A 17,640-nucleotide genomic window follows, 5' to 3' on the forward strand; every position below is an offset into this window, starting at 1 on the left:
CTGGACGACGTGTTCCTCACCTATCTCCGGGCCAAGCTGGCCGCGGAGGAGGACCTCCTGGGCCGCCCCGCCCTGCGGACGACGGTCCTGCGACCGGGTGGCCTCACCGACGAGCCGGGTACCGGGCAGGTGACCCTCGGGCGGTCGGTCGACCGGGGCAGCATCCCGCGGGACGACGTCGCCGCGGTGCTCGTGGCCCTGTTGGACAGCGGCTCCGACGACGCGGTCCTCGAGGTGGTCGCGGGACCGGCTCCGGTCGAGGAAGCCGTTCCGGCAGCGCTCAGGCGCGCCGGGCCCGCGTGATCAGGGCGCGGGCAGCCAGCTCCTCGTCGACGGGGTAGTCGACCCGCACCAGGGTCAGTCCCCGGCCGGCGCGACCGGCACCTCGCCGGCGCGCTCCGTGCGCGCGAACAGGGCGGCCGGCCACTCCGGTGGGCGGCGGCCCTCGCCGACGGTGGTCAGCGCGCCGACGAGGCTGCGCACCATCGAGTGGCAGAACGCGTCGGCCGACGCGAACACCTTGATGAGGGGGCCGCTGCGGACGACGTCCAGTGCCAGCAGCGTCCGGATCGTCGTCGCGCCCTCGCGGCGGCGGCAGAACGCCGCGAAGTCGTGCTCGCCGAGCAGGAGTCCCGCGGCCTCGGTCATCGCTGCGTCGTCCAGCCTGCGGGGCCAGCCCACCGTGTCGGCGCGGCGCAGGGGTGGTGGCCCCGCAGCATCGTCGGTCAGCCGGTAGACGTAGTGCCGGCCGAGCGCGCTGAAGCGCGCGTCGAAGTCCGGGGAGGTCTCGGCCACCGCCCGGACGGCGATGTCCGGGGACAGCACCCCGCGCAGCCGACGGACGAGGCGCTGCCGGTGCTCCTCCCACACAGGCCGCGGCACGTCGCAGTGCGCCACCTGGCCGGTGGCGTGCACGCCCGCATCGGTGCGGCCGGCCACCGTGAGGTCGACGGGGACCCGCAGCACCATGGCCAGCGCCTGCTCGAGGTCGCCCTGGACGGTCCGCTGACCGGGCTGGCGCGCCCAGCCGTGCAGTGCGGCGCCGTCGTAGGAGACGTCCAGCCGAAGACGGACGAGCCCGTCCCCCGAGGGGGAACGGGCTCGTCCGGGACGTACTGGTGCGTCAGGGTCTTACTTGGGGTCGGGCGCAGCCTCGCCGCCGGGAGCCTTCAGGCTCTCGGTGGCGGCGTCCTGGGTCTCCGCTGCATTGAGCTCCGCCGCGGCAGCGTCGGCCAGCTCCGGGAGACGTTGTCCCCTCGACGACGACGCCGTTCTCGGCGGTCGGCTCGCGGTCGACGTCGCCGTCGTCCTGGCGCTCGCCGTCGGGCACGAACACGTCGGTGACGATCTCGTCGGGGCTGTCCGCAGAGTCAGCCGAATCGGCGGAATCGGCGGAATCGGCGGAGTCGACGGCGTCCGCGGTGACCTCACCGGACGCGGCAGACGCCCCGGCACCGGCGGCGAACGTCGTGCCACGCGCCCGCTCGGCCTCGCCGACGGCCTGCTGGCCGACGGTCAGCGCCTCGACCAGCTCGATGACCGCCATGGGGGCGTTGTCGCCCTTGCGGGGCCCGACCTTGGTGATCCGCGTGTAGCCACCGGGGCGGTTCTCGTAACGAGGACCGATCTCGGCGAAGAGGGTGTGGACGACGTCCTTGTCCCGGATGGTCGTCATGACCTGGCGACGGGCGTGCAGGTCACCGCGCTTGGCGAAGGTCACCAGCTTCTCGGCCAGGGGACGCAGGCGCTTCGCCTTGGTCTCGGTGGTCGTGATCCGCCCGTGCTCGAACAGCGAGGTGGCCAGGTTGGCCAGCATCAGCCGCTCGTGCGCGGGGACCCGCCGAGACGGGGGCCCTTGGTGGGGGTGGGCATGTCGGTCCTTCCTCAGGCGGCCGGAGGGGTGCCGGCTGCGTCCTTGTGGTGCTGCGTCCTCGTGGTGCTGCGTCGTTCAGTGTGGATGCCCGGAACGGGGCGCCGGACGGCGGGTGGACCCGCCGTCCGGCGCGCACCGGATCAGAGCTGCTCGGTCTCCTGGTAGGAGGTCTCGCTGTACTCGACGTCGGCGTACTCGGGCGTTCCCTGGTAGGCGTCGGTCTCGTAGCCCTCGTCGTAGCTCTCGATCGAGGTCGGGATGAACCCGGGCGGGCTGTCCTTGAGCGCGAGGCCCATGGCCGCCAGCTTCATCTTGACCTCGTCGATCGACTTGGCCCCGAAGTTGCGGATGTCGAGGAGGTCGGCCTCGGAGCGGGTGACGAGCTCACCGACGGTGTGCACGCCCTCGCGCTTGAGGCAGTTGTAGGACCGGACCGTGAGGTCCATGTCCTCGATCGGCATCGAGAAGTTCGCGATGTCGGCGGCCTCGGCCGGGCTGGGCCCGACCTCGATGCCCTCGGCGTCGACGTTCAGCTCGCGCAGCAGGCCGAACAGCTCCACCAGGGTCGACCCGGCGGACGCGATGGCGTCGCGCGGGGCGATCGAGGGCTTGGTCTCGACGTCGACGACCAGGCGGTCGAAGTCGGTGCGCTGCTCGACGCGGGTGGCCTCGACGGCGTACGTGACCTTGAGGACCGGCGAGTAGATCGAGTCGACGGGGATCCGACCGATCTCCTGACCGGGCTGCTTGTTCTGCGGCGCCGGCACGTAGCCACGGCCCCGCTCGACGACCAGCTCGACCTCGAGGCGACCCTTGCCGTTCAGCGTGGCGATGTGCAGGTCGGGGTTGTGCACCTCGACACCGGCCGGCGGCGCGATGTCGGCGGCGGTGACCTCACCGGGGCCCTGCTTGCGCAGGTACATCGTCACCGGCTCGTCGGAGTCGGAGCTGACGACCAGGCCCTTGAGGTTCAGGATGATCTCGGTGACGTCCTCCTTGACGCCCGGCACGGTCGTGAACTCGTGCAGGGTGCCCTCGATCCGGATGCTGGTGACAGCAGCGCCGGGGATCGAGGAGAGGAGCGTGCGGCGCAGGGAGTTGCCGAGGGTGTAGCCGAAACCTGGCTCGAGGGCTCGATCACGAACCGCGAGCGCGACTCGGTGATGGTCTCCTCGGTGAGGGTGGGGCGCTGTGCGATGAGCATGGTGGTTCTCCTTCAGGTCCTCCGGCGACCGCCATATGACGCCGTGAGGGGTGGTGCCGGCGGGGCGGACATCTGTCCGCCCGCCCCGCCGTCCTGCTGCTACTTGGAGTAGAGCTCCACGATCAGCTGCTCCTGGACCGGGGTGTCGATCACCTGGCGGGCCGGGATGCTGTGCACGAGCACGCGCAGCTGGCTGCTGATGACCTCGAGCCACGCCGGGACGGGTCGCTCGCCGGCACGGGCCTGGGCGATCTCGAACGGCAGCATCGTGCGCGACTTCTCCGCGACCTCGATGATGTCGTTCTCGCTGACCCGGTAGGACGGGATGTCGACCTTGCGGCCGTTCACCCGGATGTGGCCGTGGCGCACCAGCTGGCGAGCCATGTCGCGGGACTCGGCGAAGCCGGCCCGGTAGACCACGTTGTCCAGCCGCGACTCCAGGATCTGGAGGAGGACCTCACCGGTCTTGCCGGTCTTGCGGTTGGCCTCTTCGTAGTACCCGCGGAACTGCTTCTCCAGCACGCCGTAGATACGGCGGGCCTTCTGCTTCTCGCGGAGCTGGAGCAGGTACTCGCTGTCCTTGGTGCGGCCACGGCCGTGCTCACCCGGCGGGTAGGGCCGGATCTCGATCGGGCACTTCGGGGACTCGCACTTGCTGCCCTTGAGGAACAGCTTCATCTTCTCGCGCCGGCAGAGGCGGCAATCGGCTCCGGTGTAACGGGCCACGTCAAATACTCCTGTTTCGTCTCGTCAGTGACCGGTCAGACCCGGCGGCGCTTCTGGGGCGGCAGCCGTTGTGCGGCTGCGGCGTCACGTCCTGGATCTGCCCGACCTCGAGGCCGGTGGCCTGCAGGGAGCGGATGGCCGTCTCGCGGCCGGAGCCAGGGCCCTTCACGAAGACGTCGACCTTGCGCATGCCGTGCTCCTGCGCCTTGCGCGCGGCGTTCTCGGCAGCCATCTGCGCCGCGAACGGCGTGGACTTGCGCGAGCCCTTGAAGCCGACGTGACCGGCGGAGGCCCAGCTGATCACGTTCCCGTTCGGGTCGGTGATCGACACGATCGTGTTGTTGAACGTGCTCTTGATGTGCGCGGCGCCGTGGGCGACGTTCTTCTTCTCCTTGCGGCGGACCTTCTTGGCACCAGCCGCGGTGCGAGCCCTGGGAGGCATGTCTCTCCGGTTTCCTTCAGTTGCTATGGCCTGGGGTGCTGCCAGAGGCAGCCCGCCGCGCACCGTCACTCCCGCCCTCACGGGTCGCCGTGACGGTGCACGCGCGGCTTACTTCTTGCCGGCCTTCTTCTTGCCGGCGATGGTCTTGCGCGGGCCCTTGCTCGAGCGCGCGTTGGTCTTGGTGCGCTGTCCGTGGACGGGGAGTCCACGGCGGTGACGCAGACCCTGGTAGCAGCCGATCTCCACCTTGCGGCGGATGTCGCCAGCCACCTCGCGGCGCAGGTCACCTTCGACGCGGAAGTGCTCGTCGATGTAGTCGCGGAGCTTCAGCAGGTCCTCGTCGCCGAGGTCCTTGACGCGCAGGTCCGGGCTGACGCCCGTCGCGGCCAGGGTCTCCTTGGCGTGGGCCTTGCCGATGCCATAGATGTAGGTGAGCGCGACCTCCATCCGCTTCTCGCGGGGCAGGTCTACGCCGGCCAGTCGTGCCATGTTCGGAGTACTCCCTCAGCCCTGGCGCTGCTTGTGCCGGGCGTTGTCGCAGATGACCATGACCCGGCCGTGCCGGCGGATCACCTTGCACTTGTCGCAGATCTTCTTCACCGACGGCTGGACCTTCACCGGTGCCGCCCCTCATTCCTCGATCGTGTGCCGGCCGCGGTGCTGCCGGTGGGCAGGCGCGGGCCGAGCGGTTACTTGTAGCGGTAGACGATGCGACCGCGGGTCAGGTCGTAGGGCGAGAGCTCCACGACCACGCGGTCCTCGGGCAGGATGCGGATGTAGTGCTGGCGCATCTTGCCGCTGATGTGGGCGAGCACCCGGTGCCCGTTCTGCAGCTCGACCCGGAACATCGCGTTGGGCAGCGGCTCGACGACACGACCTTCGACCTCGATGGCCCCGTCCTTCTTCGCCATTCCCTACACGCGCTCCTCGACTCGGTGGTCCGTTGTCCGTGCTCGCCCACAGGGGAACCCCGCCGGACGTGCTCGGTGATTGCAGAACAGGTGGTGCAGACGCTCTCGCGAGGGCGTCCCGGGTCGTGCGGCCACAGCACGGCGACGGGACGGCGCGAACGCCATCGGCCACTGTACCTTGGCGCCCCACCCGTCACCAACCCGCCCTGTGGTGACCACCGTCATGGCCTCGTCACAGCGGAAGGACTTCCCCGCCCCTGCCCCTCGCGGGGCCGCGGCGGGACCGTGCGGGGGCCGCTAGGTGCGAGGTGTGACGCCGAAGGGTGCGAGTCCGGCGACGCCGCCGTCCGCCGCCGTCAGGACCCACGGACCCTCAGGGGTGATGGCGACGGAGTGCTCGAAGTGCGCGGCACGTGAACCGTCCTTGGTGACCACGGTCCAGCCGTCGTCCAGTTCGACTGTCGCCGGATCTCCCACGGTCACCATCGGCTCGATCGCCAGGACCAGCCCGGGCACCAGCTTCGGCCCCGGCCGGGCCGGCCGTAGTTGAGCACGTGCGGGTCCTGGTGCATCTCCGTCCCGATGCCGTGGCCGCCGTAGTGGTCCACGATGCCGTAGGGATGCGACTCGGCCGTGATGGTCTGCTCGACGGCGTGACTGATGTCGGTCAATCGACCGCCGGCGACCGCCTTCGCCAGGCCGGCCCACATGGAGCGTTCGGTGACCTCGAGCAGAGCGGCGTCCTCGGCGGACGGCTCCCCCACCGTCACCGTGATGGCCGAGTCGCTGTGCCAGCCCTGCAGGATGGCCCCGCAGTCGATGGAGATGTTGTCGCCCTCCGCCAGGCGGCGATCAGGGTTCGGGATGCCGTGCACGATCTCCTCGTTGATCGAGGCGCAGATGGTTCCGGTGAACCCGTGGTAGCCGAGGAAGTTCGGCACCGCCCCGTGGGAGCGGATGTAGTCCTCGGCGACCGCGTCGAGGTCCCCGGTGCTGACGCCGGGCCGCACGGCGGCCCTCACCGCGGCCAGCGCGCCGGCGGTGATGAGGCCGGAGGCCCGCATGAGCTCGATCTCGTGCGGTGTCTTGATCTGGATCATGCGTCCACTCCACTTCGCGAGCAGCGGCAGGCGGCTGAGGATCCCGTCCGACATGGCGGCGCCGCCGTCCGTCAGCCGTCGCTCGGCTGCCCGGGGTCTGCCACGCCCAGAGCGTCCAGAGCGCGGCCGGTGACCTCGTCGATCTCGCCGATCGCGTCGATGCGCACCAGGAGACCGTCGGCCTCGTAGAACCCCGACAGCGGCTCGGTCTGGTCCCGGTAGACCTTCAGCCGGTGCCGGACGGTGTCGGGCTTGTCGTCGTCGCGCTGCACCATCTGGCCGTCGACGAGCATGCGCCGACCCGAGAGGCGTCGGACGAGCTCCTCCTCGTCGACGACGAGCTCGAGCACCCGGTCCAGTCCGTGCCCGAGCTCGGCGAGCGACTCCCGGAGCTGCTCCGCCTGGGGATCGACCGGGGAAGCCGTCGAGCAGGAACCCGGCTGCCGCATCGACCTCGGCCAGCCGCCCCTTCACCATCGCCACCGTGATCTCGTCGGGGACGAGGTCTCCGGCGTCCAGGTAGGCCTTCACCTTCAGGCCGAGCTCGGTCTTCCCGCTGACGTTGGCCCGGAAGATGTCACCGGTGGAGATGGCGGGGACGCCGAGCTTGCCGGCGATGATCTGCGCCTGGGTGCCCTTGCCCGCTCCGGGAGGGCCCAGGAGAACGATGCGCACTACTTCAGGAACCCTTCGTAGTTGCGCTGGTTCAGCTGCGTCTCGATCTGCTTCACCGTCTCCAACCCCACTCCGACCATGATCAGCACCGCCACCCCACCGAACGGGAAGTTCTGGTTCTGCCCCTCCTGCGTGATGGAGAGGAAGAAGTTCGGCAGCACGGCCACCGTCCCCAGGTAGAGCGATCCCGGCAGGGTGATCCGGGACAGTACGTACTGCAGGTACTCCGCAGTCGGCCGCCCGGGCCGGATGCCGGGGATGAAGCCGCCGTAGCGCTTCATGTCGTCGGCCCGTTCCTCCGGGTTGAACGTGATCGACACGTAGAAGTACGTGAAGAACACGATCAGGCCGAAGAAGAATGCGATGTGGACGGGGCTGCTCTGGTCGATGATGTAGGTCTCGAAGAACTGCCGGACGCCGCCGGTCTCATTGCCCTGCAGCTGGGTGAGCAGCTGGGGCAGGTAGAGCAGCGACGACGCGAAGATGACCGGGATGACGCCGGCCTGGTTCACCTTCAGCGGCAGGTAGGTGGACGTGCCCCGTACATCCGGCGGCCGACCATGCGCTTGGCGTACTGCACCGGGATGCGGCGCTGGGCCTGCTCGACGTAGACGACCGCACCGATGATCAGCAGCGCGAAAGCACAGACGACGGCGAAGACGACGACGCCACGGGTCTGCAGGATCGCCCCGCCCTCGGCCGGGATCCGCGCGGCGATCGAGGTGAAGATCAGCACGGACATGCCGTTGCCGATCCCCTTCTCGGTGAGCAGCTCGCCCAGCCACATGATGAGTGCGGTGCCGGCGGTCAGGGTGATCACCAGGATGACGGTCGACCAGACCGAGTCCGAGGCGATGATGTTGTCGGAACAGCCGGGGAACAGCTGGCCGCTGCGCGCCAGCGCGATGATGCCCGTGCTCTGCAGCACGGCCAGGGCGATCGTCAGGTAGCGGGTGTACTGGGTCAGCTTCGCCTGACCAGACTGCCCTTCCTTCTTCAGCTGTTCGAACCGCGGGATCACCACGACCAGCAGCTGCACGATGATGCTCGCGGTGATGTACGGCATGATCCCGAGCGCGAAGACGCTCAGCCGCAGCAACGCACCGCCGGAGAACAGGTTCACCAGGGAGTAGAGGTCGCGCTGGTCGGAGGCCTGCGCCTGCTCGAGACAGTTGTTGATCGCCTGGACGTCCACACCCGGTCCGGGGATCGCGGCACCCAGCCGGTAGACGGCGATGATCGCCAGGGAGAACAGCAGCTTGCGCCGGAGGTCTGGCGTCCGGAACGCCGCGGCGAACGCCTGCAGCACGTGCCCTCCCTGATCGGTCGAGTGAGGTTAGCAACCGGCCCACGCGGAATCGCGCGCGCCAGGCAGCAAAGGCCCCCTCCCGGGTCCCGCCCCGAGCCTGCGAGGGGTGGGGAGGAGGGGTCCTTCTACTTTCAGATGCGGGTGGTACTGCCCCCGGCCGCGCCGATCTTCTCGGCGGCGGACGCGGAGAAGGCGTGCGCCTGCACGTCGACCGTGACGCCGCCGAGCTCGCCGGTGCCCAGCACCTTCACGGGCTGGCCCCGACGGACGGCACCGGCCTCCGCCAGCGTGTCCGGGGTGACCGGACCGCCCTGCGGGAACAGCGCCGCGATCCGGTCGAGGTTGACGACCTGGAAGACGACCTTGTTCGGGCTCTTGAAGCCGGAGAGCTTGGGCAGCCGCATGTGCAGCGGGGTCTGCCCACCCTCGAACCGGGCGTGCGTGTTCCCACGCGCGCCGGTGCCCTTGGTGCCGCGACCGGCCGTCTTGCCCTTGGAGCCCTCACCGCGGCCGACTCGCGTCTTGGCGGTGTGGGCGCCCGGGGCGGGACGCAGGTGGTGGACCTTAAGAGTCATGGTGTGTCATCCCTCAAACTTCTTCGACGCGCACGAGGTGCGGCACCGTCGCGACCATCCCGCGGATCTCGGGACGGTCCTCCTGCACGACCGAGTCGTGGATCCGCTTCAGGCCGAGCGAACGCAGCGTGTCGCGCTGGTTCTTCTTGCGCCCGATGCCCGACTTGACCTGGGTCACCTTGAGCTGTGCCATCTCAGACTCCCTGACCGGCACGGGCACGGAGCATGGCGGCCGGGGCCACGTCCTCCAGGGGCAGACCGCGGCGGGCCGCGATCTCCTCGGGGCGGACGAGGTCCTTCAGCGCCTGCATCGTGGCGTGCACGATGTTGATCGGGTTCGAGGACCCGAGGCTCTTCGGAGCACGTCATGGATGCCGGCGCACTCGAGCACGGCACGCACCGGACCACCGGCGATGACACCGGTACCCGGGCTGGCCGGCTTGAGGAGCACGACACCGGCGGCCGCCTCACCCTGCACGGGGTGCGGGATGGTGCTGGCGATGCGCGGCACGGCGTAGAAGTGCTTCTTGGCCTCCTCGACGCCCTTGGCGATGGCCGCGGGCACCTCCTTGGCCTTGCCGTAACCCACGCCGACCTTGCCGTCGCCGTCGCCGACGATCACCAGGGCGGTGAAGCTGAAGCGCCGACCACCCTTGACGACCTTCGACACGCGGTTGATCGCGACGACGCGCTCGATGTAGTTGCTCTTCTCGGCGGGCGCGCCCCGGGGCCCCGACCGCCGTCACGACGGTCGCGGCGGTCGTTGCCGCCGCCGGCGCCACCGGCGCCACCGCCGCGTCGCTGTGGTCCTGGCATCAGACGTCCCTCTCGATCTGCTTCTGCACGGTGTTCGCGGTGCTGGTCATCAGAAGTCCAGCCCGCCCTCGCGGGCGCCGTCGGCGAGCGCGGCGATGCGGCCGGCGTACCGGTTGCCACCACGGTCGAAGACGACGGCGGAGATGCCGGCGGCCTTCGCGCGATCGGCGATGAGCGCTCCCACCTGGCGCGCCAGGGCGGACTTGTTGCCCTCGGCACCGCGCAGGCCGGCGTCCATCGTCGAGGCGCTGGCCAGCGTGCGGCCGACGGTGTCGTCGACCAGCTGGACGTGGATGTGCCGCGACGAACGCTTGACCGCCAGGCGCGGCCGCTCGGCCGTACCGGCGACGCGCTTGCGGAGGCGGTTGTGACGGCGCAGCCGCGAGACGCGGCGTGCCGTGCTGATGTCGGTGCCGACGGGCTTGTGGCCGCCGGCGGTCTTCCCGCTCTGGGGTGTGGTTGCGGTAGCCATTACTTACCCGTCTTCCCGACCTTGCGCTTGACGACCTCGCCCTGGTACCGCACGCCCTTGCCCTTGTACGGGTCGGGCTTGCGGATCTTGCGGATCTTGGCGGCGACCTCGCCGACCTGCTGCTTGTCGATCCCGGTCACCCGCAGGCGGGTGGGGGATTCGACGGCGAAGGAGATCCCCTCGGGAGCCTTCACCGGCACCGGGTGGCTGAAGCCCAGGGCGAACTCGAGGTCCGAGCCGCGCGCCTGGACGCGGTAGCCGACACCGACGATCTCGAGGGTCTTGGTGTACCCCTCGGTGACGCCGGTGATCATGTTGGCGATGAGCGTCCGCGACAGCCCGTGGAGGGCGCGGTTCTGGCGCTCGTCGTTGGGACGCTGCACGCGCAGCGTGCCGTCCTCGTCGCGCTCCACCGTGATGGGCGCGGCGACCGTGTGGGTCAGCGAGCCCTTCGGGCCCTTGACGTTGACCGTCTGACCGTCGATGGCGATGTCCACACCGCTCGGCACGGCGATGGGGAGACGTCCGATCCGTGACATTGAAAGTTCGCTCCCTTACCAGACGTAGGCGAGGACTTCCCCACCCACGCCCTTCTTGTTCGCCTGCTTGTCGGTCAGCAGCCCGGTCGACGTCGAGATGATCGCGACGCCGAGGCCACCGAGCACCTTGGGCAGCGCCGTGGACTTCGCGTACACCCGCAGACCGGGCTTCGACACGCGCCGGACGCCGGCGATGCTGCGCTCACGGTTGGGGCCGTACTTCAGGTCGATCTGCAGCTGCTTGAAGGTGCTGCCGTCCCGCTCGACGTCGCTGACGTTCCAGCCGGCGATGTAGCCCTCCTGCTGGAGGATCTCCGCGATGTGCGTCTTGAGCTTCGAGGACGGCATGACCGCGGCGTCGTGGTACGCCTGGTTGGCGTTCCGCAGCCGCGTCAGCATGTCCGCGATCGGGTCGGTCATCGTCATGGTGTGTGGTGCCTCTCTCGCCGCGGTTCCTCGTGCGCTGGGTCTCGGAGACTTGGCGCTGGGCCTGTCGGCGATCAGTGGTGCTTCGTGGTGCGGCCCGGGCTTCGGGTGCCCGGGCCGGTGGAGCGTCTTACCAGCTGGACTTGCGAACGCCCGGGAGTTCCCTGCGTGCGCCATCTCCCGCAGGCAGATCCGGCACAGGCCGAACTTGCGGAAGACGGAGTGGGGACGACCGCATCGCTGGCAGCGGGTGTACCCGCGGACCGCGAACTTCGGCTTGCGGGCCGCCTTGTTGATCAGAGCCTTCTTGGCCATGGTTGTCTCCTACCGGCTCAGCGGATGGTGGTCACGACGGGCTGGCCGGCGAAGGGGAACCCGAGCTGGCGGAGCAGCTCGCGACCCTCCTCGTCGTTCGTCGCGGTGGTGACCAGGGTGATGTCCATGCCGCGCTGCCGGTCGATCTTGTCGACGTCGATCTCGCGGAACATCGACTGCTCGTTGAGGCCGAAGGTGTAGTTGCCGTGGCCGTCGAACTGCTTGGGGTTCAGGCCGCGGAAGTCGCGGATACGCGGCAGGGCCAGGGACAGCAGGCGGTCCAGGAACTCCCACATGCGGTCGCCGCGCAGGGTGACCTTGGCGCCGATCGGCATGCCCTCGCGCAGCTTGAACTGCGCGATGGACTTGCGGGCCCGCACCACGGCCGGCTTCTGGCCGGTGATGGCGGTGAGGTCACGGACGGCGCCGTCCATCAGCTTCGCGTCGCGGGTGGCCTCGCCGACGCCCATGTTGACGACGATCTTCGTCAGGCGTGGGATCTGCATGACGTTCTCGAAGTTGAACTCCGACTGCAGGGCCGGCGCGATGGTCTCGCGGTAGTGGGCGAGCATGCGGGGCAGCTCGCGGGTGGGTGCGCTCATGACGTTCAGAGGTCCTTACCGGTTCGCCGCGAGACGCGGACGCTGCGGCCGTTGTCGTCCTTGCGGTACCCGACACGGGTGGGCTTGTCCTCGGAGTCGACCACCATCACGTTGCTCACGTGGATGGGGGCTTCCTGCGTGACGATCCCGCCCTGCTGGGCGCCGCGCTGGCTCGAGCTGATGGCGGTGTGCTTCTTCACGCGCCCGACGCCCTCGACCAGGACGCGCTGGACCTTCGGGAAGGCGGCGATGACGCGACCCTTCGCGCCCTTGTCCTTGCCGGCCAGGACGACGACCGTGTCGCCCTTCTTGACCTTCATGGACGGCGCCTTGGCCTTGCTGGTACCGCTGTTGTTGGCAGCCATGATCACAGCACCTCCGGTGCGAGCGAGATGATCCGCATGAAGCGCTTGTCGCGGAGCTCGCGGCCCACCGGGCCGAAGATGCGCGTACCGCGCGGGTCGCCGCTGTCGCGGATGATCACCGCGGCGTTCTCGTCGAAGCGGATGTAGGAGCCATCCGGACGACGGCGCTCCTTGACGGTGCGGACGATGACGGCCTTGACGACGTCGCCCTTCTTCACGCCGGCACCGGGCAGCGCGTCCTTCACGGTGCCGACGATGATGTCGCCGATGCCCGCGTAGCGTCGCCCGGAACCGCCGAGCACCCGGATGCAGAGGATCTCCTTCGCACCGGTGTTGTCGGCGACTCGCAGCCGCGACTCCTGCTGGATCACGTCCCTACTCCCAAAATCTTGTGGTGACAGCCGGGCCGGATCGGTGAACCGGCTGTCCGACACCCGTGCCGACGCACCGGCGGCGAGCGCCGCCGGTGCGTACGGAGCACGGGTACCGGGATGCGGCGCGCGCCCGGGGCCGCGCCAGTCGTCCAGAGTACGCGTACCGCTCTGGTCGTGTGCCACGGCCCCGGAGAACCGCGTCGTGCGGGGGCTTGCGGCTACTTGGCCTTCTCGAGGATCTCGACCAGCCGCCACCGCTTGGTGGCCGACGTCGGCCGGGTCTCCATGATCTGGACGCGGTCGCCGACACCGGCGACGTTCTGCTCGTCGTGCACCTTGAGCTTGTTCGTCCGGCGGATGACCTTGCCGTAGAGCGGGTGCTTCACCCGGTCCTCGACCTCGACGACGATCGTCTTCTGCATCTTGTCGCTGACGACCAGGCCTTCACGGACCTTGCGGTACCCGCGGCCGGCCAGGCCGGGGCCCGACGCCACGGTGCTGGCGGACTGGGGATCGCTCATGCCACACCCTCGTTCGGGGCGACCGAGAGACCCAGCTCGCGCTCGCGCATGATCGTGTAGATCCGGGCGATGTCGCGGCGGACGGTCTGCAGTCGCCGGTTGTTGTCCAGCTGGCCGGTGGCCACCTGGAAGCGCAGGTTGAACAGTTCTTCCTTGTGCTCACGCAGCCGCGCGGCGAGCTCGTCCGCGGACAGCTCGCGCAGCTCCGGAGCGGTCAGGCCGGCGGCCATCACACTTCTCCTTCACGCGTGATGAAGCGGCACTTCATGGGGAGCTTGTGGATCGCGCGGCGCATGGCCTCGCGGGCCACGGGCTCGGCGACTCCCGAGAGCTCGAACATGATGCGCCCGGGCTTCACGTTGGCGACCCACCACTCTGGCGACCCCTTGCCGGAACCCATGCGGGTCTCGGCCGGCTTCTTGGTCAGCGGGCGGTCCGGGTAGATCGAGATCCACACCTTTCCGCCACGCTTGATGTGCCGGGTCATGGCGATACGAGCGGACTCGATCTGACGGTTGGTCACGTAAGCGGGCTCGAGGGCCTGGATCGCGTACTCACCGAAGTTGATCGCGGTGCCGCCCTTGGCCTTGCCGCCACGGTCGGGGTGGTGCTGCTTGCGGTGCTTGACGCGCCGTGGGATCAGCACGGTCAGCTCCCCTGCTCGTCGGTGGTGGCGTTCTCGGTCGCCGTGGTCTCGGCAGCCGTGTTCTCGGCGGCCGTGGTCTCGACGGCGGTGGTTGCCTCCGGACCGGCGACCTCGGCGACGGTCGTCTCGGGAGTGACGTCGCCAGAGGTGACGGCGACGGCGCTCTCCGCGGCGTCCGCGGTCGGACCGGTCGTGGACGCAGCCGCGCGCCCGGCCTCGGTGCCGCCGGCGGTGGTGCCGGAGGAACCCGAGCGGCGCTGCGGGCGCTGGGCCCGCTCGCGACGCTGCTGACGGTCGGCCAGCGCCTCGAGGGCGGCGCGCTCGGCGCGGGAGCCGCTGACGTCGCCCTTGTAGATCCAGACCTTGACGCCGATGCGGCCGAAGGTGGTGCGGGCCTCGTAGATGCCGTAGTCGATGTTCGCGCGCAGCGTGTGCAGCGGCACCCGACCCTCGCGGTAGAACTCCGACCGGCTCATCTCGGTGCCGCCCAGACGACCCGAGCACTGCACCCGGATGCCCTTGACCTGCGGGCTGCGCTGGGCGGACTGCATGGCCTTGCGCATCGCACGACGGAAGCTGACTCGGCTGGAGAGCTGCTCGGCGACGCCCTGGGCGACCAGCTGCGCATCCGACTCGGGGTTCTTGACCTCGAGGATGTTCAGTTGCACCTGCTTGCCGGTGAGCTTCTCCAGCTCGCCGCGGATGCGATCGGCCTCGGCGCCGCGGCGGCCGATGACGATGCCCGGACGGGCGGTGTGGATGTCGACGCGGACCCGGTCACGGGTGCGCTCGATCTCCACCTTGGAGATGCCGGCCCGCTCCATGCCCTTGGACATGAGCTTGCGGATCGCGACGTCTTCCTTGACGTAGTCCTTGTACAGCTTGTCCGCGTACCACCGGGACTTGTAGTCGGTGGTGATCCCGAGTCGGAACCCGTGCGGGTTGACCTTCTGACCCACTAGCGGGTCCCTCCCCTCGTGTTGGTCTTCGTCTGCTGGGTGGCCGGGCCGGACATACCGGTGTCCCGGCGCGCCTTGCGCGACTTCTGCGCGAGGACGTCGCTGGTGGCGACCTCGCTCACCTCGACGGTGATGTGGCTGGTCCGCTTGTTGATGCGGAACGCCCGCCCCTGCGCCCGCGGACGGATCCGCTTGAGCGTGGGCCCCTCGTCGACGTAGGCGGCGCTGACCACCAGGGCGGCCGGGTCCAGCTGCAGGTTGTGGGCGGCATTGGCCACCGCGCTGGCGACGACCTTGGCCACCGGCTCGCTGGCACTCTGCGGGGCGAAGCGCAGCAGAGCGAGTGCCTCGTCGGTCGGCAGGTAGCGGATCAGGTCCACCACCCGACGAGCCTTCATCGGGGTCACGCGGACGAACCGGGCCGTAGCCCGGGCGACCGGCGCCTCCTGTCCCAACTGGGAAGTCATCTCAATCTCTCTCTACCTGGTCAGCCCCGCCGCGAACGGCGGTCGTCCTTGATGTGCCCACGGAAGGTGCGCGTGGGGGCGAACTCGCCGAGCTTGTGCCCGACCATCGCCTCGGTCACGAACACCGGGACGTGCTTGCGGCCGTCGTGCACCGCGAGGGTGTGACCCAGCATGTCGGGGATGATCGTCGATCGGCGTGACCAGGTACGGATCACGTTCTTGGTGCCCTTGTCGTTCTGAGCGTCCACCTTCTTGAGCAGGTGGTCGTCGACGAACGGGCCCTTCTTCAGGCTGCGTGGCATTCGGCTCTCCTCTACCGCCGGTTACCCGGGCTCAGCGCTTCTTGTTGGCGCGCCGGCGGCGCACGATCAGGGCGTCACTGGCCTTCCGCTTGCGCGTCCGGCCCTCCGGCTTGCCGTTCGGGTTCACCGGGTGGCGACCACCGGAGGTCTTGCCCTCACCACCACCGTGCGGGTGGTCGACCGGGTTCATGGCCACACCGCGGACGGTCGGGCGCTTGCCCTTCCAGCGCATGCGACCGGCCTTGCCCCAGTTGATGTTCGACTGCTCGGCGTTGCCCACCTCGCCAACGGTGGCGCGGCAGCGCACGTCGACGTTGCGGATCTCGCCCGACGGCATGCGCAGCTGCGCGAAGCGGCCCTCACGGGCGACCAGCTGGACGCTGGTACCCGCCGAGCGCGCGATCTTCGCGCCGCCACCGGGACGGAGCTCGATGGCGTGAACGACGGTGCCGACCGGGATGTTCCGCAGCGGCAGGTTGTTCCCGGGCTTGATGTCGGCCGAGGGCCGCACTCGACCGCGTCGCCCTGCTTCAGCTTCGCCGGCGCGATGATGTAGCGCTTCTCGCCGTCGGCGTAGTGCAGCAGTGCGATCCGCGAGGTGCGGTTCGGGTCGTACTCGATGTGCGCGACCTTGGCGGGGACACCGTCCTTGTCCGCCCGGCGGAAGTCGATCAGCCGGTAGGCGCGCTTGTGACCACCGCCCTGGTGGCGAGCGGTGACCTTGCCGTGGACGTTGCGTCCACCGCGGCCGTGCAGCGGCCGGACCAGCGACTTCTCGGGATGGTCGCGGGTGACCTCGGCGAAGTCGGCGACGCTGGAGCCGCGGCGGCCCGGCGTCGTCGGCTTGTACTTGCGGATAGCCATGGGTCGTGAGTCCCTGTCTGTTCTCTCTGGTCCGGTCGGTGGTCGGGTGCTTACGCGCCCGGGCCGCCGAAGATCTCGATGCGGTCGCCGGGGGCGACGGAGACGATGGCGCGCTTGGTGTTCTTGCGCTTCCCCATCTGCGTGCCACGGCTGCGCTTGCGCTTGCCCTGCCGGTTGATCGTGTTCACGCTGAGGACCTTCACGTCGAAGATCTGCTCGACAGCGATCTTGATCTGGGTCTTGTTCGCCTCGGGCAGCACGATGAAGGTGTACTGGTTGCCGTCGAGCAGCCCGTAGCTCTTCTCCGAGATGACCGGGGCGAGCAGGACGTCCCGGGGTCGCGGACGCTCATGCCTTCTCCTCGGGAGTCTCGTCGGCAGCGGTCTTCTCAGCCGCGGCCTTCTTCGCCGGCGCCTTCTTGGCCGGGGCCTTGGCGGCCGGCGCCTCGGAGGCGGTCTCGACGGTGCCCTCGCCCTCGGCGGGAGCGACCGACGGGACGCCGCCCGGCGTCAGGTGGGTGCTCACGTCCGGCAGCGCCTTGGAACGACCCTGCACGTACTCGGCCAGGGCCGTCTCGGTGAAGACGACCTCGTCGGCGACCAGCACGTCGTAGGTGTTGAGCTGGCCCGCCTCGATCAGGTGCACCTGCGGCGCGTTGCGCAGGCTGACCCAGTTGAGGACGTCGTCCCGATCCAGCACGACCAGCACGCGCTTGGCCTGCGTGACCGAGGTCAGCGTCGCCAGAGCGGTCTTGGTCTTCGGGGCGTCGCCGTCGACGAACGCGGAGACCACGTGCACCCGGCCTTCGCGCGCCCGGTCGGAGAGGGCACCGCGCAGGGCGGCGGCCTTCATCTTCTTCGGGGTCTTCTTCGTGTAGTCGCGCGGCGTCGGGCCGTGCACGATGCCACCGCCGGCGAACTGCGGCGCCCGGGTCGAGCCCTGACGGGCCCGGCCGGTGCCCTTCTGCCGGTACGGCTTGGCGCCACCGCCGCTGACCTGACCACGGGTCTTGGTCGAGTGCGTGCCCTGACGGGCCGCGGCGAGCTGGGCCACCACGACCTGGTGCATCAGGGAGACGTTCGCGTTGGCGTCGAAGAGCTCACCGGGCAGCGTCACGCTGCCGGAGGTCTCCCCGCCGGGGTGCGGACGTCGACCTG

The 17,640-nt window shown here is 69.6% G+C and carries 30 protein-coding genes and 5 pseudogenes; 1 reads left to right on the forward strand and 34 read right to left on the reverse strand.

Annotation, left to right across the window (positions count from 1 at the left end; translation table 11 throughout):
- Positions 1-9: 9 nt before the first annotated feature.
- A complete protein-coding gene (locus tag U6N30_RS25015; RefSeq protein ID WP_324274409.1) occupies positions 10-303 on the forward strand; it encodes an NAD(P)H-binding protein in 294 nt (97 codons plus the stop codon).
- Between the two features lie 54 nt (positions 304-357).
- On the opposite strand, the gene truA is transcribed toward U6N30_RS25015, so the two are convergent.
- From truA to rplD, 34 genes and pseudogenes are all read right to left on the reverse strand, one after another.
- Positions 358-1,062 carry a tRNA pseudouridine(38-40) synthase TruA gene (gene truA / locus U6N30_RS25020; RefSeq protein ID WP_324278457.1) on the reverse strand — a complete coding sequence of 235 codons (705 nt, stop codon included), beginning with the start codon at positions 1,060-1,062 and terminating at the stop codon, positions 358-360.
- A 61-nt stretch (positions 1,063-1,123) separates the two neighbouring features.
- On the reverse strand, positions 1,124-1,816 hold the full coding sequence (rplQ, locus tag U6N30_RS35750) for a 50S ribosomal protein L17 (RefSeq protein ID WP_479690546.1): 693 nt from the start codon (positions 1,814-1,816) through the stop codon (positions 1,124-1,126).
- 197 nt (positions 1,817-2,013) lie between these two features.
- The gene (locus U6N30_RS25030) at positions 2,014-3,291 is read right to left on the reverse strand and encodes a DNA-directed RNA polymerase subunit alpha (RefSeq protein ID WP_479690547.1); all 1,278 of its coding nucleotides are present in this window, start codon (positions 3,289-3,291) and stop codon (positions 2,014-2,016) included.
- Positions 3,177-3,803 carry a 30S ribosomal protein S4 gene (rpsD, locus tag U6N30_RS25035; protein ID WP_092194948.1) on the reverse strand — a complete coding sequence of 209 codons (627 nt, stop codon included), beginning with the start codon at positions 3,801-3,803 and terminating at the stop codon, positions 3,177-3,179. The genes U6N30_RS25030 and rpsD overlap by 115 nt, the downstream gene beginning before the upstream one ends.
- A 35-nt stretch (positions 3,804-3,838) precedes the next feature.
- Positions 3,839-4,245 (reverse strand): annotated as a pseudogene (gene rpsK, locus U6N30_RS25040) (30S ribosomal protein S11).
- Between the two features lie 108 nt (positions 4,246-4,353).
- Positions 4,354-4,734, reverse strand: a complete 381-nt coding sequence (rpsM, locus tag U6N30_RS25045; protein WP_324274410.1) for a 30S ribosomal protein S13 — start codon at positions 4,732-4,734, stop codon at positions 4,354-4,356.
- A gap of 15 nt (positions 4,735-4,749) precedes the next feature.
- Positions 4,750-4,863 (reverse strand): 50S ribosomal protein L36, encoded by a 114-nt coding sequence (gene rpmJ, locus U6N30_RS25050; protein ID WP_012950458.1) that lies wholly within the window; start codon positions 4,861-4,863, stop codon positions 4,750-4,752.
- A gap of 71 nt (positions 4,864-4,934) precedes the next feature.
- A complete protein-coding gene (infA, locus tag U6N30_RS25055; protein WP_012950459.1) occupies positions 4,935-5,156 on the reverse strand; it encodes a translation initiation factor IF-1 in 222 nt (73 codons plus the stop codon).
- 297 nt (positions 5,157-5,453) lie between these two features.
- Positions 5,454-5,672: a hypothetical protein gene (locus U6N30_RS25060; protein ID WP_324274411.1), complete on the reverse strand. Its 219-nt coding sequence runs from the start codon at positions 5,670-5,672 to the stop codon at positions 5,454-5,456.
- Positions 5,636-6,310, reverse strand: coding sequence for a type I methionyl aminopeptidase (gene map / locus U6N30_RS25065; RefSeq protein WP_324278458.1), 675 nt, complete (start codon positions 6,308-6,310; stop codon positions 5,636-5,638). The genes U6N30_RS25060 and map overlap by 37 nt, the downstream gene beginning before the upstream one ends.
- A gap of 17 nt (positions 6,311-6,327) precedes the next feature.
- A complete protein-coding gene (locus U6N30_RS35755; protein ID WP_324278459.1) occupies positions 6,328-6,705 on the reverse strand; it encodes a nucleoside monophosphate kinase in 378 nt (125 codons plus the stop codon).
- Positions 6,692-6,931 (reverse strand): annotated as a pseudogene (locus U6N30_RS35760) (nucleoside monophosphate kinase); the annotation flags it as partial. The gene U6N30_RS35755 and the pseudogene U6N30_RS35760, both read right to left, overlap by 14 nt.
- Entirely contained in the window at positions 6,931-7,443 is a 513-nt protein-coding gene (locus tag U6N30_RS35765) for a preprotein translocase subunit SecY (RefSeq protein ID WP_479690548.1), read from the reverse strand. The gene U6N30_RS35765 and the pseudogene U6N30_RS35760, both read right to left, overlap by 1 nt.
- A 2-nt stretch (positions 7,444-7,445) precedes the next feature.
- Positions 7,446-8,240 (reverse strand): preprotein translocase subunit SecY, encoded by a 795-nt coding sequence (locus tag U6N30_RS35770; RefSeq protein ID WP_479690549.1) that lies wholly within the window; start codon positions 8,238-8,240, stop codon positions 7,446-7,448.
- A 131-nt stretch (positions 8,241-8,371) separates the two neighbouring features.
- Complete coding sequence (rplO, locus tag U6N30_RS25085; RefSeq protein WP_324274412.1) at positions 8,372-8,815, reverse strand: 50S ribosomal protein L15; 444 nt, start codon at positions 8,813-8,815, stop codon at positions 8,372-8,374.
- Positions 8,816-8,828: 13 nt separating this feature from the next.
- The gene (gene rpmD, locus U6N30_RS25090) at positions 8,829-9,008 is read right to left on the reverse strand and encodes a 50S ribosomal protein L30 (RefSeq protein ID WP_324274413.1); all 180 of its coding nucleotides are present in this window, start codon (positions 9,006-9,008) and stop codon (positions 8,829-8,831) included.
- A 127-nt stretch (positions 9,009-9,135) separates the two neighbouring features.
- Positions 9,136-9,485: pseudogene (locus U6N30_RS34575) on the reverse strand (30S ribosomal protein S5); the annotation flags it as partial.
- 195 nt (positions 9,486-9,680) lie between these two features.
- The gene (gene rplR, locus U6N30_RS25100; protein ID WP_324274414.1) at positions 9,681-10,103 is read right to left on the reverse strand and encodes a 50S ribosomal protein L18; all 423 of its coding nucleotides are present in this window, start codon (positions 10,101-10,103) and stop codon (positions 9,681-9,683) included.
- On the reverse strand, positions 10,103-10,642 hold the full coding sequence (rplF, locus tag U6N30_RS25105) for a 50S ribosomal protein L6 (RefSeq protein WP_324274415.1): 540 nt from the start codon (positions 10,640-10,642) through the stop codon (positions 10,103-10,105). The genes rplR and rplF overlap by 1 nt, the downstream gene beginning before the upstream one ends.
- A 15-nt stretch (positions 10,643-10,657) precedes the next feature.
- On the reverse strand, positions 10,658-11,068 hold the full coding sequence (rpsH, locus tag U6N30_RS25110; protein WP_324274416.1) for a 30S ribosomal protein S8: 411 nt from the start codon (positions 11,066-11,068) through the stop codon (positions 10,658-10,660).
- 130 nt (positions 11,069-11,198) lie between these two features.
- Positions 11,199-11,383: pseudogene (locus tag U6N30_RS25115) on the reverse strand (type Z 30S ribosomal protein S14).
- Between the two features lie 17 nt (positions 11,384-11,400).
- Positions 11,401-11,985 (reverse strand): 50S ribosomal protein L5, encoded by a 585-nt coding sequence (rplE, locus tag U6N30_RS25120; protein ID WP_324274417.1) that lies wholly within the window; start codon positions 11,983-11,985, stop codon positions 11,401-11,403.
- Positions 11,986-11,990: 5 nt separating this feature from the next.
- Positions 11,991-12,350: a 50S ribosomal protein L24 gene (gene rplX, locus U6N30_RS25125; RefSeq protein WP_479690550.1), complete on the reverse strand. Its 360-nt coding sequence runs from the start codon at positions 12,348-12,350 to the stop codon at positions 11,991-11,993.
- A 2-nt stretch (positions 12,351-12,352) separates the two neighbouring features.
- Complete coding sequence (gene rplN, locus U6N30_RS25130; protein WP_089336470.1) at positions 12,353-12,721, reverse strand: 50S ribosomal protein L14; 369 nt, start codon at positions 12,719-12,721, stop codon at positions 12,353-12,355.
- Between the two features lie 221 nt (positions 12,722-12,942).
- The gene (rpsQ, locus tag U6N30_RS25135) at positions 12,943-13,245 is read right to left on the reverse strand and encodes a 30S ribosomal protein S17 (protein ID WP_324274418.1); all 303 of its coding nucleotides are present in this window, start codon (positions 13,243-13,245) and stop codon (positions 12,943-12,945) included.
- Positions 13,242-13,475: a 50S ribosomal protein L29 gene (gene rpmC, locus U6N30_RS25140; RefSeq protein ID WP_179715474.1), complete on the reverse strand. Its 234-nt coding sequence runs from the start codon at positions 13,473-13,475 to the stop codon at positions 13,242-13,244. Before rpmC ends, rpsQ begins: the two co-directional genes overlap by 4 nt.
- Complete coding sequence (rplP, locus tag U6N30_RS25145) at positions 13,475-13,891, reverse strand: 50S ribosomal protein L16 (protein WP_097182408.1); 417 nt, start codon at positions 13,889-13,891, stop codon at positions 13,475-13,477. The genes rpmC and rplP overlap by 1 nt, the downstream gene beginning before the upstream one ends.
- Positions 13,892-13,893: 2 nt before the next feature.
- Entirely contained in the window at positions 13,894-14,850 is a 957-nt protein-coding gene (rpsC, locus tag U6N30_RS25150) for a 30S ribosomal protein S3 (RefSeq protein ID WP_324274419.1), read from the reverse strand.
- Positions 14,850-15,317, reverse strand: coding sequence for a 50S ribosomal protein L22 (rplV, locus tag U6N30_RS25155; protein ID WP_479690551.1), 468 nt, complete (start codon positions 15,315-15,317; stop codon positions 14,850-14,852). Before rplV ends, rpsC begins: the two co-directional genes overlap by 1 nt.
- Positions 15,318-15,337: 20 nt before the next feature.
- Positions 15,338-15,619, reverse strand: coding sequence for a 30S ribosomal protein S19 (rpsS, locus tag U6N30_RS25160; RefSeq protein WP_014377989.1), 282 nt, complete (start codon positions 15,617-15,619; stop codon positions 15,338-15,340).
- A 31-nt stretch (positions 15,620-15,650) separates the two neighbouring features.
- The gene (rplB, locus tag U6N30_RS35775; RefSeq protein ID WP_479690552.1) at positions 15,651-16,130 is read right to left on the reverse strand and encodes a 50S ribosomal protein L2; all 480 of its coding nucleotides are present in this window, start codon (positions 16,128-16,130) and stop codon (positions 15,651-15,653) included.
- A 56-nt stretch (positions 16,131-16,186) separates the two neighbouring features.
- Positions 16,187-16,483 (reverse strand): annotated as a pseudogene (locus U6N30_RS35780) (50S ribosomal protein L2); the annotation flags it as partial.
- A 50-nt stretch (positions 16,484-16,533) separates the two neighbouring features.
- Positions 16,534-16,875 carry a 50S ribosomal protein L23 gene (rplW, locus tag U6N30_RS25170; protein ID WP_479690626.1) on the reverse strand — a complete coding sequence of 114 codons (342 nt, stop codon included), beginning with the start codon at positions 16,873-16,875 and terminating at the stop codon, positions 16,534-16,536.
- Positions 16,832-17,599: a 50S ribosomal protein L4 gene (gene rplD / locus U6N30_RS25175; protein WP_324274420.1), complete on the reverse strand. Its 768-nt coding sequence runs from the start codon at positions 17,597-17,599 to the stop codon at positions 16,832-16,834. The genes rplW and rplD overlap by 44 nt, the downstream gene beginning before the upstream one ends.
- Between the last annotated feature and the right edge of the window lie 41 nt (positions 17,600-17,640).

Origin of the sequence: Blastococcus brunescens (assembly GCF_035320885.1) — a bacterium.
Lineage (GTDB): Bacteria > Actinomycetota > Actinomycetes > Mycobacteriales > Geodermatophilaceae > Blastococcus_B > Blastococcus_B brunescens.

Bases quoted from the DNA above. Each gene is read 5' to 3' on its own strand.
- rpsQ (WP_324274418.1), bottom strand. From the start codon at position 13,245: ATGAGCGATCCCCAGTCCGCCAGCACCGTGGCGTCGGGCCCCGGCCTG.
- rplR (WP_324274414.1), bottom strand. From the start codon at position 10,103: ATGGCTACCGCAACCACACCCCAGAGCGGGAAGACCGCCGGCGGCCAC.
- rplO (WP_324274412.1), bottom strand. From the start codon at position 8,815: ATGACTCTTAAGGTCCACCACCTGCGTCCCGCCCCGGGCGCCCACACC.
- rpsH (WP_324274416.1), bottom strand. From the start codon at position 11,068: ATGACGATGACCGACCCGATCGCGGACATGCTGACGCGGCTGCGGAAC.
- U6N30_RS35755 (WP_324278459.1), bottom strand. From the start codon at position 6,705: ATGCGGCAGCCGGGTTCCTGCTCGACGGCTTCCCCGGTCGATCCCCAG.
- rplF (WP_324274415.1), bottom strand. From the start codon at position 10,642: ATGTCACGGATCGGACGTCTCCCCATCGCCGTGCCGAGCGGTGTGGAC.
- rplV (WP_479690551.1), bottom strand. From the start codon at position 15,317: ATGACTTCCCAGTTGGGACAGGAGGCGCCGGTCGCCCGGGCTACGGCC.
- rplQ (WP_479690546.1), bottom strand. From the start codon at position 1,816: ATGCTGGCCAACCTGGCCACCTCGCTGTTCGAGCACGGGCGGATCACG.
- rplX (WP_479690550.1), bottom strand. From the start codon at position 12,350: ATGGCTGCCAACAACAGCGGTACCAGCAAGGCCAAGGCGCCGTCCATG.
- rplE (WP_324274417.1), bottom strand. From the start codon at position 11,985: ATGAGCGCACCCACCCGCGAGCTGCCCCGCATGCTCGCCCACTACCGC.
- rpsS (WP_014377989.1), bottom strand. From the start codon at position 15,619: ATGCCACGCAGCCTGAAGAAGGGCCCGTTCGTCGACGACCACCTGCTC.
- rpmD (WP_324274413.1), bottom strand. From the start codon at position 9,008: ATGGCACAGCTCAAGGTGACCCAGGTCAAGTCGGGCATCGGGCGCAAG.
- map (WP_324278458.1), bottom strand. From the start codon at position 6,310: ATGTCGGACGGGATCCTCAGCCGCCTGCCGCTGCTCGCGAAGTGGAGT.
- rpsM (WP_324274410.1), bottom strand. From the start codon at position 4,734: ATGGCACGACTGGCCGGCGTAGACCTGCCCCGCGAGAAGCGGATGGAG.
- rpmC (WP_179715474.1), bottom strand. From the start codon at position 13,475: ATGGCCGCCGGCCTGACCGCTCCGGAGCTGCGCGAGCTGTCCGCGGAC.
- infA (WP_012950459.1), bottom strand. From the start codon at position 5,156: ATGGCGAAGAAGGACGGGGCCATCGAGGTCGAAGGTCGTGTCGTCGAG.